Origin of the sequence: Bradyrhizobium tunisiense (genome assembly GCF_042263385.1) — a bacterium.
Lineage (GTDB): Bacteria > Pseudomonadota > Alphaproteobacteria > Rhizobiales > Xanthobacteraceae > Bradyrhizobium > Bradyrhizobium tunisiense.
In genome coordinates, this window is sequence record NZ_JBHLEV010000009.1 from 167,657 (window position 1) to 183,344 (window position 15,688).

Annotated in this window: 13 protein-coding genes; 7 read left to right on the top strand and 6 right to left on the bottom strand. The window is 58.2% G+C overall.

What is annotated here, in order from left to right; translation table 11 throughout:
- Positions 1–99: 99 nt before the first annotated feature.
- From nodS to ACFDR6_RS30155, 4 genes are read right to left on the bottom strand one after another with little or no spacing between them, the layout of a single operon-like run.
- The gene (gene nodS / locus ACFDR6_RS30140; protein WP_375860531.1) at positions 100–702 is read right to left on the bottom strand and encodes a nodulation methyltransferase NodS; all 603 of its coding nucleotides are present in this window, start codon (positions 700–702) and stop codon (positions 100–102) included.
- Positions 703–752: 50 nt separating this feature from the next.
- Positions 753–2,087, bottom strand: coding sequence for a chitooligosaccharide synthase NodC (nodC, locus tag ACFDR6_RS30145; protein ID WP_375860533.1), 1,335 nt, complete (start codon positions 2,085–2,087; stop codon positions 753–755).
- A 16-nt stretch (positions 2,088–2,103) separates the two neighbouring features.
- A complete protein-coding gene (gene nodB / locus ACFDR6_RS30150; protein WP_375860535.1) occupies positions 2,104–2,802 on the bottom strand; it encodes a chitooligosaccharide deacetylase NodB in 699 nt (232 codons plus the stop codon).
- Positions 2,757–3,392: a NodA family N-acyltransferase gene (locus ACFDR6_RS30155; protein ID WP_375860537.1), complete on the bottom strand. Its 636-nt coding sequence runs from the start codon at positions 3,390–3,392 to the stop codon at positions 2,757–2,759. The genes nodB and ACFDR6_RS30155 overlap by 46 nt, the downstream gene beginning before the upstream one ends.
- 500 nt (positions 3,393–3,892) lie before the next feature.
- Here ACFDR6_RS30155 and ACFDR6_RS30160 point away from each other — a divergent pair, with 500 nt between their 5' ends.
- From ACFDR6_RS30160 to ACFDR6_RS30180, 5 genes are all read left to right on the top strand, one after another.
- Positions 3,893–4,858 carry a LysR family transcriptional regulator gene (locus ACFDR6_RS30160; RefSeq protein WP_375860539.1) on the top strand — a complete coding sequence of 322 codons (966 nt, stop codon included), beginning with the start codon at positions 3,893–3,895 and terminating at the stop codon, positions 4,856–4,858.
- A gap of 347 nt (positions 4,859–5,205) precedes the next feature.
- Positions 5,206–5,382, top strand: coding sequence for a hypothetical protein (locus tag ACFDR6_RS30165; RefSeq protein WP_375860540.1), 177 nt, complete (start codon positions 5,206–5,208; stop codon positions 5,380–5,382).
- Positions 5,383–6,180: 798 nt separating this feature from the next.
- Positions 6,181–6,891 carry a MerR family transcriptional regulator gene (locus ACFDR6_RS30170; RefSeq protein ID WP_375860648.1) on the top strand — a complete coding sequence of 237 codons (711 nt, stop codon included), beginning with the start codon at positions 6,181–6,183 and terminating at the stop codon, positions 6,889–6,891.
- Between the two features lie 528 nt (positions 6,892–7,419).
- Positions 7,420–8,595 (top strand): branched-chain amino acid ABC transporter substrate-binding protein, encoded by a 1,176-nt coding sequence (locus tag ACFDR6_RS30175; RefSeq protein ID WP_375860542.1) that lies wholly within the window; start codon positions 7,420–7,422, stop codon positions 8,593–8,595.
- Between the two features lie 236 nt (positions 8,596–8,831).
- Positions 8,832–9,977 carry a hypothetical protein gene (locus ACFDR6_RS30180; RefSeq protein WP_375860544.1) on the top strand — a complete coding sequence of 382 codons (1,146 nt, stop codon included), beginning with the start codon at positions 8,832–8,834 and terminating at the stop codon, positions 9,975–9,977.
- A 271-nt stretch (positions 9,978–10,248) separates the two neighbouring features.
- On the opposite strand, the gene ACFDR6_RS30185 is transcribed toward ACFDR6_RS30180, so the two are convergent.
- Positions 10,249–10,974, bottom strand: coding sequence for an autoinducer binding domain-containing protein (locus ACFDR6_RS30185; protein WP_375860546.1), 726 nt, complete (start codon positions 10,972–10,974; stop codon positions 10,249–10,251).
- 2,544 nt (positions 10,975–13,518) lie between these two features.
- Between ACFDR6_RS30185 and ACFDR6_RS30190 the strand changes: the two genes are divergently transcribed.
- Positions 13,519–14,268 carry a P-loop NTPase family protein gene (locus tag ACFDR6_RS30190; RefSeq protein ID WP_027544405.1) on the top strand — a complete coding sequence of 250 codons (750 nt, stop codon included), beginning with the start codon at positions 13,519–13,521 and terminating at the stop codon, positions 14,266–14,268.
- A 53-nt stretch (positions 14,269–14,321) separates the two neighbouring features.
- The gene (locus ACFDR6_RS30195) at positions 14,322–14,993 is read left to right on the top strand and encodes a hypothetical protein (RefSeq protein ID WP_375860649.1); all 672 of its coding nucleotides are present in this window, start codon (positions 14,322–14,324) and stop codon (positions 14,991–14,993) included.
- A gap of 124 nt (positions 14,994–15,117) precedes the next feature.
- Here ACFDR6_RS30195 and ACFDR6_RS36375 read toward each other — a convergent pair whose 3' ends face one another.
- Positions 15,118–15,537 carry a DUF7694 domain-containing protein gene (locus ACFDR6_RS36375; RefSeq protein WP_434056904.1) on the bottom strand — a complete coding sequence of 140 codons (420 nt, stop codon included), beginning with the start codon at positions 15,535–15,537 and terminating at the stop codon, positions 15,118–15,120.
- Positions 15,538–15,688: the final 151 nt, after the last annotated feature.

The window sequence follows — 15,688 nt, forward strand, 5'->3', positions numbered from 1 at the left end:
GACCAGCTCGCTGATCTCGCCTTCAACAACCGCAATGCGATCCGTCTGCGATACGGCAATCTCTGACATAGTCATTTGTCAGCCTCCGAAGCGGGTTGCTTATGCAGACGGCCTCCGAAAGCTGGCGATCAAGCAATCTTCGCTATCCGACTCACCTTGGCAGTGGACACGCTCGATCTCGACCAACGCTTCATTCAACATGGCGATGACGGTCTCTGCACCGGCCACGTGTCCCCAGCGTCGGCAGATGTGGTCGCGCGCCGATCCGAACACCACAAGCCCGCCTGGCGCGAGCATTCCGACCAAGTTGTCGACCGCCGTGCGCATCTCCAGCGTGTCGCTGAGGTAATAGAGGACTTCTGCTACAACAATAAGGTCGAACCGCTCTGGTGGTGAAAAGTGTTGGAGGTCGGCGACTTTCCAGCCGATGTGTGACCATCTCTCCGTCCGGAAACGTGCGCGGCTAATGGCCTGCGGCACGACGTCGACGACCGTGAGCCGTTTGCAGTGAGGCGCGAGCATCTCGGTGAATGCGCCCGCAGCGCACCCGACCTCCAACGCGCTTGTGATGCTTTGGCGGGAGAGCGACATCCGAAGCATTTGCGTGTATCGCTCCCGCTCGAACGGATTCGCGTCCAGACGCCACGGATCATCGGCGACCAGTTCTCGCTCTAACAACTGATAGTTCTTGTCTAGGCTCACGAGCTTCTCACCTCTTTGACGCGCACAATTACGCGTCGCCTTCAGGCCTGTCAGGTACCGTCAACGTCAAACGCATGTGCACGTGTAGCCGTTTCGCCCATCGACGGTGCAATCCCCGAATGGCCTGTGGCATCTAACCTGGCGCTCTGCCTCGGCGTGCTGGCCTGACCTTCACCTGAATCTGGCATATTGGCGGACTTGCGCGACAACCAGTCACTGTTGCTCAATGTGCACAACGCATATACCTTCACAGGAAGTAACAGGAACATGCTGATCGGTTTGTGTAGAGCGAAAGCGAGAAAGCGAAGCTGTCGGGCACGAAATGCTGCCAAGCTGCAGCGAACCATGGTCATTGACGCGATGATCAGTACCGTCGGCCACGGCAACTCGCTCGTCAGTGCGATTTGCGCAAGCGCGGTCAGTATTGAAACGCCGAGCAGAAGCGGAAGGAGGTTCTGCCCGACAATGTCCAGCGTGATGTAGAAGTCGAGGCGTGGCAGCAGGGGTAGCGCAAGCGCTGTATCCCGGAAGGTACTCCGTGCCCACCGCAATTGTTGACGCAGATATGGCACCAGCCCATCCGGAACGACGGTTGCTGCGATCGCATCAGGAACGTACTCAGTTCGAAATCCGGCCGCGAGCATCAGGATCGTGAGATGGCGATCCTCGCCAAAGTCGCTTGGCTTTCCTCGAAAATACTGCGTCTCGTACTCGTGGAGGACCAAATCGAGCGCCGATCGGCGATACATGGCGCACGGGCCACAGCAACACAAGACGGCTCCGAAGCGAGCTTCCGCCAAACGCTCTTCATTACAGGCCAGCCAGTACTCCATATCTATCAGCCTGGTCAGCCAAGTGCCGCTTCGATTGCTGGCTGTGAGCTGCCCCATAACAGCGCCAACCGCTGGATTTTGCATCTTCCGGACAAGCTTGGTCACCACGTCGACGGCGATTGTCGAATCTGAATCGACGTTGAGAACCAAATCGCCGGACGAGCGGCGCAGCGCTGCAATTTGCGCCTTGCGCTTGCCAACATTCTTTCCCAGCCACATGAAGTTGAACCGCGGATCATCTGTGTAGGCGTCCTGTACAGGCCACAGGTACCTACGATTTTCCGAGCCGTCATCTACCACGTACACCCGCACTTGCCCTTGGTAGTCTTGGCTTGCGATCGACTCCAGGCACGCCGACAGCGTGCGCGGGTCCTCGTTAAAGCAGGGCACGATCACATCGACGCTCGGCAGCGGGCCGGTCTCGGAAGCGTCGTCAGTCGGGGACGGGATCTGTGTTCGGAGCGCGTTGAGCGTCTGCATGCTCCTGTAGATGGCGGACAGCAGGGCATAGGACGACACGGCGACAACGCTTGTTGTGGCAAGCAGATTCATGGGGGGCGGCTCTTTTTCAATGAGACTGAGGAAGTGAGCAGATGGCGAATCCTTGCTCGCCCAATGCCGGAATAAGCCGGGAAAGCGCCTCGAGGGTCTGATCGCGACCGCAATCGATGGCTTGTTCGCGCTCGACGGGAGGACATCCGTCGTGCAAGAGCACAACAGCACCGGGCCGGACCGCCGCCAGCACTGCGTCAACAATCGCCGGAACCCCGGGTCGAGACCAGTCTCTCGGGTCTACTGACCAGTGCAAGGGAACCAGTCCGGCTTTGGTTGACATCGCGAATACCTGGTCAGTCCAGATGCCATACGGCGCACGTATGTGCCGGAGTGACGCCTCGGGACAAACCGTCCTGATGACGTCGCTCGCCGACTGAATCTCATGTTGCACCTCAGCTGGTTCGCATCGGGAGAGATCGGGATGTGTCATCGTGTGGTTTCCGACTTCATGCCCTTCTGCGATTATTCGTTGGATCAGTTTCGGGTGAGCTGCCGCGCACGTCCCGATGACGAAGAAAGTCGCCGGAGCCTCGTGCTCGGCAAGAACATCAAGGATCGACGCCGTCCAACGTGGATCCGGACCGTCGTCAAAGGTCAGGTAAACGTTACGATCTCCGGTGGCGCTAACGTGCTCGCTTCGCGCTTCCGACAAGCGGCCGGGGCAGGTCACAGCTCTGGCCCGTTCCGATCGATCATGGTCCCGACCGGCCATTCGCTTATCGGACGTCCGATTGGGAAGACCAGAACCACCAAGTCGTCGTCGGTACGGGTCGGCGGCAAGTCGAGATGAATATCCGGCCGCGTTGAACGCACGCTCACTCCCGGCAAAACCGTCGCGAGACCCTGACGGCCGACCAGCTTGGTCACATGCTTCTGTAACGCCTGCCGTACTGCACCAAAGCCAAACGGGACCGCGAGCTGCTGCAGCACCGGATACATCACCCGCATTGAGTGGGTGATCCCCAGCCCCTCCAGATCCGGACGAACACCGTACAATCCTAGCTCAGCCACGAGCAGGTCGACGTCCCCGACTTTGATGAAGCGGCGCAGTGCGCCGATATGAGCTGCGATGCCGTTCGCATCGTAGCCGATGACACGAATCTCGGGCCTCGCGCCGGCCCAGCTTCGTCCGCCTTCGAACGGCTTTGCATTGAATTCACCGGTCGGCCCGTACGTCTTACGAAAGAACTCGGACAGTTCGATGTGTTCAGCAAGTTGCAACTCGTTTTCCCAGCACACCCTCCACCGCACTTTGGAGTGCGTGGAGAACACTCCTGTATCGTTGGATATGGCAATGTTCATGGTGGTCCCCGTTGCGACGTTCGAGATCTGATCTGGTACTTTGTGCACGCGAGTCACTCATTCTCGCCGGGCGCATTCATGCGCCAACGGGAGAGGTTGGCGCGCGTCGCCTGGATCCAGTACTCACCGTTCGGAGAAGCCGCGTTCACGATGGAGATGACATGAAGATGACATCGAGGCGCGGCGCCATTCGCATGAGACCGGGCGGAGATTTCAGCCGCGCTTTGGGCAGATCGCCTTCGAGCCGCGATCCGTTTGGACGCGTCGCCAGCGCGTTTGACATCCGTACGCGGACCGAGGAACGGCGGGGTCGCGTTCGAGATGAGCCGCGGTGGATACTTAGAGGATGCTAGATAATCCCTCTCGGGGCTGGTCCAACGATTAATAATCATTGTGGTACGCCTCACTCCGATCCGACGTTTTTGGTATCTCGCACTGCATCAAATTGGTAAAATCGATTGTTTCTATGGTAGACATCCACGGGCTGGATACTTCCCACCATGCGTTTCAAAGGGCTTGATCTGAACCTTCTCGTCGCGCTCGACGCTCTGATGACGGAGCGCAATCTCACGGCGGCAGCGCGCAGAATCAACTTGAGCCAGCCGGCCATGAGCGCGGCGGTTGGCCGGTTGCGTTCCTACTTTCGCGACGATCTATTCGCGATGAGGGGCCGAGAACTCGTCCCGACACCACGCGCAGAAGGACTCGCCGGCCCAATTCGCGAAGCCCTGCTGCACATCCAGCTGTCCATTATTTCGCGGGACGCGTTTAATCCAGCTCTATCGGACCGCAGGTTCAGGATCGGCGTTTCTGACTTCGTCATGGTCGTGTTTTTTCAGGCCATCGTGGAGAGGGTCGCACGGGAGGCACCTGGCGTTGCGTTCGACTTTCTGCCCCTCGCCGACGACCCCGATGAGCTTCTCCAGCGCGGTGAGATTGACTTCCTTGTCTTGCCGGAAATGTACATGTCGCGCTCCCATCCAAGAGCGACGCTGTTCGAGGAAAAACTCGTATGCGTGGGGTGCCGGAGCAACAAGCAGCTCTCACGCAAGCTGACGTTCGAGAAATACATGTCGATGGGACACGTAGCGGCCAAATTCGGGCGTACCCGAAGGCCTTCGATCGAGGAATGGTTCTTGATTGAGCACGGTCTCAAGCGACGCATCGAGGTTGTCGTGCAGAGCTTCAGCATGATTCCACCCATGCTCCTGGGCACTGGTCGTATAGGCACGATGCCCTCGTTGCTGGCCAGGCATTTCGGAAAGACGACGCCCCTGCGGATCGTCGATCTTCCGCTGCCAATTCCGTCTTTCACAGAGGCCGTTCAATGGCCGGCCCTTCACAATACCGATCCGGCAAGCATCTGGATGCGGACAATATTGTTGGAGCAGGCTTCGCGCATGCCATCGGTGCGCGCGGCTGCAGCAACTCGAAAGGCCTTGGTAGAGCATTCGCCCTCCAAGTGAATGGAACACTATTGCAAAATTCAGATGTGAACTGAAAGCGACCTGCTAGTGAACGGCGGCAGAAGGAGCCAAACGTTCTCTTGTTGCATCTTCGCGGTCAACTGTTTGGCCTCGCCATCCGAGCCGGCGCATGACGCCGAGCCGAGAGCGAAGGACTGCGCAGACGCAACACACTCGGGCTGCTGATGGCGCCAAGTGTGTTGCGTCAACATCACCCAGTCGCCGCGACAATTTGACGACGCCCCACTTTGGTGATAGCCGCGCAGTCCCGTCGTTCTCATCGACATGGAATGTGTCGCTTGCGATAGTCTCTAGGAATGGAGCCAACATGTCATTGGTCTCTGACAGTGCTGATCGATGTCGATCGACGACGAAATTGCGAATCAGTTGGTGCGACTGGCGAAGCGAAATTTGCGGCCGATTCACATGTCGAACACGCCAAGGGCTACACGGACGTTCAAGTTGATCTCGTTCCAGATCATGCGAAAGCCGCCTCGCGCCTGCGCCAGCCGGTGTCCCCCTGAACTCACCACCGCGCAGATATCAGCCGGTCATCCCGCTCCGGTATCCTCATGGGCACGGGAATGATAGTTCGAAAGTCCTTCACCCCTCGCGCAAATGAGCGCCTGCTCTCCTTCAATGACGGGCCCCAAACCACCCGCTCTCATCGGTCTTCTCACTTGCCATCACCGCGCACCGCCGGCCCCTCGCGGTGATCGTTCAGGCGCCGCGATGCGCTGACCCGAACAGTTCGCCGTCAGTTTCGCGCACCAGTCAGCTGGGGATTCCGCAGAGCATTCGATTGTTCAGATTCGTCTGGCATCGGCTGCCTGGATTTCAGGCAAGGCAAGTCCGTCGCTGTTGCACAACCGCGTCACTTGAGTGCGTATCGCGCCTTCCGCGCTGAACGGCGCCGCTCTGTCGTCTTTTCGCCCAACGGCGCAGTCAAGCGCCTCGGCCAGCTAACGATCACGAACAGGGAGCCGAACATTGCTGCAGTATAGTGGCGTCTACGATCCGGAAGATCTCACGGTCCTCGGCGCGATCTTTGATAAAGCCATCGCGTCATTGCCGGCATCTATGCGAACGCCTGAAAACCGGATCACAATCGCCAAACTTGTTTTGGAGCGTACAGCAGCAAGCCAATCCGGCTTGGCGTCCCTTATGCTCTTGCTCGACGCCCTTCCATCTGCCCACTCGGTTGAGCGGCGATCGGAGCAGAGCCAGCCTGCTTGCGCCAGAATGGACGACTGCCCTACCAGCTAATTCAAGTAGCTTGATTCTCACGTGACGTCAGGTTGTAGGCTTGCCAATTGAACATCATGATCAAAGCTACACCACGAAGGCGTCGCTGGCGCATTGGAGAACTTGCGGAGGCTACCGGGGTAACGGTACGCACGCTGCATCACTACGAGCACACGGGTCTGCTCAGCGCGTCCGAACGCACGGACGGCGGTCATCGAATGTACGAACGCGAAAGCATTCAACGAGTGTCGCAAATTCGCGCGCTGCGCGAGCTCGGCTTTTCGCTGAATGATATTCGCACGGCAATGGGAGGCAAGACGTCACTTACTGACCTCCTGCGCAAGCATTTGGAGCAAATTGAACTTCAGGTTACGCGCACGACCCAGTTGCGGGATCGTTTGCGTAACATGACGACGGACTCTGACACGCAAGTCAGCATGCATGAGCTGCCTGCTGCTCTGAATGCAGCTTCGCGCGCTGAAGCACGCCCCCAGACTCCACGATGCACGTGCGCGCTCGGCTCTGATCGAGAAGAGCGCTGGCGAAAGATCCGAGATGAGTTGCGCGATTGTGTCGATCGTGGCGAGCACCCTTGCAGCGAGCGGGTCGCTGCCGTGGCGCTGAAGGCGCGCGCGCTCATCACAGAAATTGCAGGGACTGACCCGGCGGCCTCAACCATGCTGAAAGTTCTTGCGCGACTGAGCACGCCGCGCAATCTGGCCGGCTGGAACCACAGCCTGATGCAGTACCTTGATCTCGCAATGGCCGCATTGCAGGACAGGCACTGACGCAGCCGCCGATTCAGATGCGTCCTTCATTTAAATGATTGGCCGCCGCACGTCGCGACTGCTGCGTTTCCGGCTCGGCCTCTTCCTTTCGTGCCTCCCCATCAACCTAGTTGCTGTCGCTCCTTCCACGAGAACCGCTCGCGACCTCGAGAGATGCGTCTCTCGAACAGGCTTGAATCGGACGTAACGTCAGATTGTACGATGGAATCTGGCTGATACCGGATTAACGCGCGGAACGCTCTCACGGGCGAGGGTTGCCCTGGCCCCGTACGCCTGGTTTTCCAAGCTGCGTTCTCGGCGTTCGACAAGCAATGAAGGATCGTTATGGCGCTACCAGAGTCTGATCAGCGCGTTTGCGCCGACCGCGAGTGCGGTTCGAGCCAGCTTTCGTCTGACCCTGCCCGAGTGCCTGCCGGAAGAAGGGATCTTTGGGGCATCCTTCGGCCCATCTTTCGCTTACCACGGCACGCGCGCGAGCACCGGGCGGAGAACAGCTCACAGCAAGGGCCGCCAGTCCGACGGCTGTCATTGCTCGACGCCTCAGCAAAAATCTTTCAAGGCAACACCGGCCACAAACTCAAGCCCGCATGGACTCTCGTAATGTCAATCCATGGCGCCATTTCTCTCGCAGCTATTGCACTCCTTGCTTTGATGTCCGTTGCATCTGCGGCCGACGTCAATATTGCTGTGGCAGGACCCATGACTGGAAGCAATGCTGCGCTTGGAGCGCAGATGCGGGACGGTGCTGCTGCCGCCGTCGATGATTTGAATGCGTCAGGCCTCCTTCCAGGAACGAAGGTCGTGTTGAGCGTCGCCGACGACGCGTGCGATCCCAAGCAGGCGGTCGTAGTCGCCAATCGGCTTGCATCAGATCAGGTCAAGTTGGTCGTTGGCCACTTTTGTTCTTCCTCGTCGATACCGGCTTCCAACGTTTACGACGAGGCGCAACTTATTCAGATATCGCCAGGATCCACCAATCCCGCGCTCACAGAGCGTGGCATCAAATCCGTGTTTCGTATCTGTGGGCGCGACGACCAGCAGGGTGTCGTGGCGGCCGAATATATCCGACGGCATTTCCCCAACACCAAGATTGCCGTCCTTGACGACAGGAGCACCGCTGGCAAAGGCATCGCCGATGTCGTTGCGGCTCATCTTCGGGAGGTTGGGATATCGGATGTGAAGCGACAAAGTTACGTGGCCGGAGAGAAGGATTACATGGCCCTGGTTTCGAGGATGAAAGCGGACGGAATCAAACTTGCTTACATCGGCGGCTACTACAATGAGATCGGCCTGATCGTGCGCCAGGCCTCAGAAGCAGGTGCAGGTATGACCGTGATGGCCAATGATCCTCTGATGACCCACGATTTTTCGATGATCGCGGGCAAAGCCGGAAACGGAACACTGTTCACCTTTATGCCGGATCCCACCAGGAATGCTGAAGCGGCGAGCGTCGTGGCACGTCTCAAGGCCTCCAACCGGTCTTCGGAAGGCTATTCGCTTTACGCCTATGCCGCTGTGCAGGCATGGGCAAAGGCCGCAAAGCGCGCCGGCACTTTTGCTTCATCGAAAGTGGCAGCTGCGCTTCGTTCGCAGCCAATTGACACGGTGATCGGTGCCGTCCGGTTCGACGCCAAGGGCGACAATTCGGCTCCCGGCTTCATTGTCTACCGTTGGCAAGACAATATCGTCGAACAGGCCGAGTGAATTGATCGCAACTCATCGAGGTTCGATGGGTTCATTCAGCCGCTCGATACCCTGATGCACATGTCAAGGGGACGAGCGCACGCTCGTGACTTTCGCACCCCGTAACAGGACTTCCTCGGCACTCTCACTAGTCGAGCCAGCTGGTCAACTGGTGCGGTTCTCTGCGCTTGTTGACCTGGGCTGCACCACACCAAAACGGAGGCTCTCCAATGCGTAAGATATTTGTAGCTTGTAGCATGCTTGTTCTCGCTCAAGCTCAAGCCAGTGCTCAACATTCCCACCTGCTTGCCGCGGTGGAGGAACATGCCGCGCCAGGTGAGGCTGATGATCGATCGCCCCAAGCAATGTCTGCAAGGAAGCCATTTGAAACGCCAGAGGCTCCAACCCCAGTTCCGACTGATACTGCGGAGCTTGGGTCCATTGACGCGACCGTCACGTTTCTGGCGGACGTATATGGACCCGCGCCACAAACGTCGCAGCGTCGCACTCTTCGTTATGAACAAGCCAAGAGATATATTGACGCGCATCCGGGTACGCCTGGCGTGCTGTTCATCGAAGACGTCATCGACCATCGTGGCTCGAACGGCATAGCACCGCAACACGAACTCGAGTATCGGGAGACACCGGCTCACTATTACGTCGGCGGCGGGACCCTAAATGACACTGTGTTCGGGTTCGTTGACGGACCGTATCCTCCCGTGTGGACGATTGAAGCGGCACCGGTCTATTCCAGCCTCATCTATGTTGATGCACAAGGCAACGAGACATATGTCAGCGAGAGCAAAGTCGAGCAGATGAACGATCTCGCCCCCGAGCTGCTGGAAGAGATGATGCAACGCCAAGATGCGGATCGGCGTTATCATGCCAGTCAAGGCTTTCTGGCAGATGACATTAAGCGAGCCGCGGATAACGGCGACAACTTGCGCCTGGCCCAACTCGCTGAGCAGCAACGGCAAGCACAAGCTGCGCATGGTGCGACGATGCAGACGCGTCAGCAGCGCGACGCGGAGATCGATCGGATGTATGACCTCAACGTGAAGGCCGACGCCGATACGATCAGCGCTCCCGAGCGAGGGGAACTCGACAACAACTCCAAACGATCCATCGAATCGACTGCGTCGATTTCCGACCACGATATCGCTGGTCCTCCGCCAATCAGCTGCCCATTGTGTCGGAGCACAAACATTGCGGTGTTGCGAAGTCGACATTTTACCGGGAGATTCCAGTTTACCTCCAGCGATGATCGGTCTGTCGTCATGGTTTATCGCCACGGCTACGCAGGTCCCATTGGCGTGCTGATCGGTCTGCAGAAGGATCTGTCAGGACCGATATTTGGTAGCTGGACCAACGCGGGAATGACCTTGCCGCCACCCCAGCAGTGACAGCAGTTTGCGCCGCCGCCCAGCCTTGTCTGCGCAGGCACGATCAGGATCGATCCGTCACTGCCCGTGCGGACCTAAGCCCGTGCTTGAACGCTCGGCGTCTGCTCCCCTGCTTGGCGGTAGCGAAGCTGCGAAAGCGGCCCTCCACGAGCATCGCTCGGCAGGGCTAGGCGCGGATCGAGGCGAGGTCCACCTTGGTCGGTTGCACATCGCGGCCAGGACGGTCGTCCCTTACCGAATGATACTGTCGGTGTAGGGGCGGGCCGGGCATTCAAATGAGGTTTTGACGAATGGCCTTTGCAATTCCGTGGGTCCGGTTTGAAGTACCGAGCTTTCGTATCGCGTTCTTGAGATGGAAGTTGACCGTATTCTCGCTCACCTCGAGTATCTTGCCTATTTCCCAGGAGGACTTGCCTTCTCCCACCCATCGCAAGCAATCTTTTTCCCGCTCAGACAGCGCAACTTCGCAATTTGATGCGCTAGCGGAGGGGCGCGAGATCTCGGCAAGGGCAATGTGGAAGTGCCAGGCCAGGACGTTGAGATGACTCATCTGGCACTGCGGATCAGCATCGTCGAACGGGGATGCAAAGGATGCCAGAGCCACTTGGCCCAATGGTCCGTACAACGGCACGCTCATACCGTGCTTCAGACCCGCCTCTTTGGCTTCTGCGAGCACGCGCTGCTCGCTGGGTTGCAATTGACATTTTTTGGCAAGTTGATCCCACAGGAAAGGCCGCGAAAGCGTTGGTGCCCGTCGTACCACCGGATCGATGACGCGGTACTTGCGTTCAACGTACCGGCCGCACCAATCGGGCGGGAAGGTTACCGTTACCCCAGAGGGCAGATATTCAGGCAGACCACATGCCTCCGCGAAAGTGAGGGCTCCATAAGCGACTTCACTGAAGCCTTTCTCGCTCGCACAGCTTACGAGAAGGTCGAATAAGACCTTGATAGAGTGAGTTGCCTTGGCGCATTCGATGAAATTGAAAAGATCCATGTAGCGCCTCACGAGGCCCCACGGCCCAAAAGTCGTACTGCGTCATTGCGCGCAGAGCTTGGTGAGGGCGGGCGTCGTTCACTCGCCTTCACCGTTGGGCTTCGCGTCTTTGCAATGCGAGCGCTGCGGCACGCAGTTCCAGAGCTGGGTAAGCTCTCCCGAAACGCGCTCGGAAGGGATAGGCGCCTCGAAGCAGCGACGAGTCCAGAAGGCCGCGGACGCGTGTCGACGGATTAAGGCCGCCACGTCTTAACTGTCGTGTGGACAGCTGCGATTCGGCTCGTCGCAGCGCGCAGGGCCGGCTATCATGAACAGTGAGAGCGGCCGCTATCGGACTGCCGGCGAGCTCCTCGCTGAGTTGAGGATGACCGACTTCTAAAAGAGTGCGGTTGTGCAATCGCAGGCGCCATAGCGGTGGCGGAGCCTCGGGATGTCTATTTGCGTTTCCGCAACCCGGATCCACGGTAGAGCAAAGCGCATCCGCTCTCTTTGTTCGATGCTGGTGAAGACGCCCTCGGCGAGCCGCACGGGATGGCCGTTGCCGAAGACGAGAACCTCGCACAAGAACCGCATGCCATCTCAAGCGCCAATGACCAAGCGTTTCAGCTCGTCGCACGCGGACCCGCGCGCAGTTGCAACTTTGCCTCATCGGGACGAAACGGTGCATGCGGGACTCCGGAACTTCCGAGCTGGCCCTTAGGACAGCAAGTGTCGTACCAATTCCCGGCAGTCATGCATTCACGTCTGAAAGCCGTGTGTTGCGCCACTCGTCGGTCGTTCGGCGGGTCGGAGGATCGAAGCAACTCGGACATTCGTCCGAATGCGACACTGCGCTTTGCTACAGAAGCGACATTTGCAGGTCAGCAAAGCTGCCGCCAACAACAAGATTCGTAGCCTGTCTGCGGCACAAGGCAGGCGCACAAGGGGCGCCCCTGTAGTCCCATGCGCGGCGAAGCCTATGGTCGAGAGCTGCTGAGCGTGGCCGACCGCCAGAGCGGGCGCCGTTTCAGTTCCAGCCAACAACCATCGAACATCCCGGTCCGGCACCAATGCTCTGCGTTGCGATCAGCGATCGCGCTCCCACTCGATGGCACTGCATACTCAGCCGTTGGCTGGTCGACTTGCGGATCGCCGGCCAGCTCGCCTTGACTGGATGCTGGACGACACACGCGGCTGAATGGCCGCTACCTTCAAGATCTGTATGATAGACCGGTGCTCATCGCACAAGGAACGAGCTGCCGCCGACCTGCGCGGTTTCCGACAATTTGGCGTGACGCGCTGGCAATCTGAAGCGGCACTACTCCTCGATTGGGCTTATCAAGCCGCGATCGTGTGTCACGCGGCGGACCAAACGTCGCAATGGTTGCTGCCAACAGGCCCGGTTGCGTTGCACCAGATACAGAAAGTGTGACGACGGGGATTGTGGCGCGGACCAGCATCGCGTCATCCTGGAACGTTACCTCGCGCCAAACGGGAATGCGCCATAATCCAAATGCGCGACCCGCGAGCAACACCCTCGGCGCCGTTTACATCCGACGTACGCCGAGGGCTTTTGCGTGCACGGACAGTGACTCCGCTCGCAAACTCACATCAACTCTATTGGTTGCTCATTGCAACTCACCGGTATTAGGACCGACGAATTCCAGAATCGACTCTGCCTTCTGAACCTCGTGCGCGAGGCGCTTGAAGATTCGAATGGCAGACGCCGGCGTAACAAGGAGTCCAACTCTCTTGCAGGCGAGCTCGAAATGATGCGCAACCTGTTCGTTACTGGGGGCAACCCGGGTCTGAAGCGCGCATGTAGTTAGCGAGGCGAGCATGTGCTCGACGACATCCATTTCAGCCTGACTCACCCCTCTTCCTTCTTTCAGCTGTTGGCCCGCCCGCAAACGTCATCTCGCGAATTGACGGCCAAGTTATGACCGACAAAACAGCGAACCGTCCTGCGGCGGCGCCAGCCTTGCGACGGCCCTAGCATGATGTGCGCTCATTTCACAACCCCGCGGTGGCTTATGTCGACGCTCATGCTGCACACTTGGCTGCGCAATGTCGCTCAACTGTAAAGCCGTCGACACGTCCATCAAGGTAACACTTCAGTCGAAAGCTCGCTCTCTTGATTCGACCGAGGCACGATGCCTCTTTCGGCCAAGCTGGTCCTGCCGCCGATCCAGTTTGTCTAGCTTTCGCGACCGCTCTCGTTTTGCCCAAGATATCTCTGCGTGGTCCCCTCGCCTGCAAGCGAGCAGGCGGCATGTGACGCCGCACCGTTGGCTCTGTGTTGCCCATACGCGATAGACGCCGAATGTGCCTGGCGTTCCGAGTTCAAACCTGACGTCACGTCAGATCGACGACGAAGGCCGCAGTCCGGATTCTCCGAGCTGTTAGATGGCCGCAAACCTGACGTAGAGCGCTGCCACGTCAGACCTCGCTCGCATAAATTTGCAAAACTTCGACGACCTCTTCTTTCTGCCATGTTCACGTCCAAAGCAAAGACTGTCGATCGCGCCTCGCGGTTGGCATAGCGCGTGTCTTAAAGGGAATTCGATGGCGAAGCCGGTTGTGATTGTGGTGGGCGCGGACAAGGGTGGGGTCGGCAAGACGACCGTATGTCGGACGCTTCTGGACTATTTCAGCGTGAACAAGGTGCAGACCCGCGCCTTTGACACGGAGTCACCGCGAGGTACGCTGAAGCGCTTTCATTCCGACATCACTGAGATCGTCGATATGACGACGACGGCAGACCAGATGAGGATCTTCGACACCCTGAACGCCGGGCTATCGGTCACCGTGATCGACGTCCGCGCAGGTTTGCTATCGGTCGCTCTGAACTCGTTGCGGGACATCGGGTTCCTGGATTCAGTAAAGTCTGGTCAGATCACCTTTGCCGTCTTTCATATCCTTGGCCCTTCGATCGCCTCTCTGGACGAGATCGCCGAAACTTCCAATTTTATGAACGGCGCGAAATACTTCCTCGTCAAAAATTTCATAAATGATACCCAGTTCTTTCAATGGGATCAGTCGACTTACGACTCGTATTTTCGCCGCATCAAGGGCGCCACCGAACTGACGATTCCGAAACTCAACGAGATGGCCTATGAGCAGGTCGAGGTCGCTTCCGTTTCGTTCGTGAATTTCGTCGCAAACAAGGGACCGCTCGATGAGATCGCGAACTACTCCTTTGTGCTGCGGGGCTATGTCCGGCACTGGCTGGCCAACGTCTGGTCCGAGTATGACCGCATCAATTTGACCGATGTGACTGGCGCCACATCAAGGCCCCGCAGCAGTGAAACGTAGCCCTTTTGGTATGCACCTTGGGGAATATACGAAGTCGTGTGACGTCGCTGGAGATGCCGCCCACGCCGGTCTACATCATCTGCTCTCCCGGCCTGCAGGTCGGCAAGACTCTGATCGCGCGGCTCTTGAGCGAGTTCTTGTTGCTCAAGAACGGATCCGTGCTCTCCTTCGACATCAGTTTGAGGGAGCCGTCGCTGGTCGATTACCTGCCCAGAATTACCGAGACGGCAGATGTGACAGACACTTGGGGCAAAATGCAGTTGATGGACCGGCTCATCCTGGACGACGGGGTCGCGAAGGTGATTGATCTCGGTTTCCACGCATTCGACGAGTTCTTCAAAATGTGCATCGAGATTGGGTTCATGAGGGAGGCGGTACGCAACCAGGTTGCACCAATCATCCTATTTGTCGGGAGCGCCGATCGCGTCTCCTCACGGAGCTATGAGGTGTTGCGGCACCAGATCCGGGCACCAGCGCTGATCACCGTCCATAATCAGTTCGTGCTGCGCGGCGAGTTACCCGAAGCAATGGACCGCGCTCCAGTGCTGCGCATCTTCGCACTGCCGCAATTTTTGAAGACCTATATCGATCGCCTGACGTTTTCCTTTACGGGGTATTTGCGCCACGAGAAGGATTCGACCACGGAGCTGCATCAATGGATTCGGCGGAATTACACCCTGTTCCGAGACCTCGAATTGAGCCTCATGCCGGCGCGCTCATTTTGAGGCCAAGCAATGAGTCGCTGACCCGTGCAGTCGACGGGCCCTTTCCATCTTGAAATAGGAGACGTGGACCGACGAGGTCCAGCGTCCGGGTGCATTGGGCCAGGTGCCAACCGCACACATCCGATCACGATCGTTCTCTCATTTGTGCCACCAGCGACGCGGCCTCGGACGGTCCGAGGCCGACGACGCCTATGAAGGATGCCGGTGGCCTTGGAATATTCTCACGAATGGGCTTCCAGAGGTGCAGGCAGTACCTGCTGTTGTTCACATATTGCGAGTATGGCGGGTGCAGCTGCATGACGCATTCCTCTTCATCCCACAACAGGTCCTTGACGAAGCACATCTCTTCCCAGTTCGGACAACGCCGCAGCGTCGAGACGGAGACGTGCTCCCATCCCGGACGGACCAATGCTGCGATCTGCAGTTTACAGCCGCAAGGTCCTTGAACAAAAAAGAGACCACAAGGACCTGACCCTGGCGCGCTGGCGAACTGCCCATGCTGTACGCGGCCGGCCTCCAATCTATCTATGATCTGCGCTCTCACGCGTCCTCCTTGGCTTTTCAACTCATCTGAAGTCGGCGCACACGAAGTTTTCGCCGGTGCTTCATCGACTTCACCCAATGCTACCGCACATAAGTCAGCCTGAAACAATCCCAATACGTCATCTATGTGGCCGTTGAGTTCGTCAGGTCAA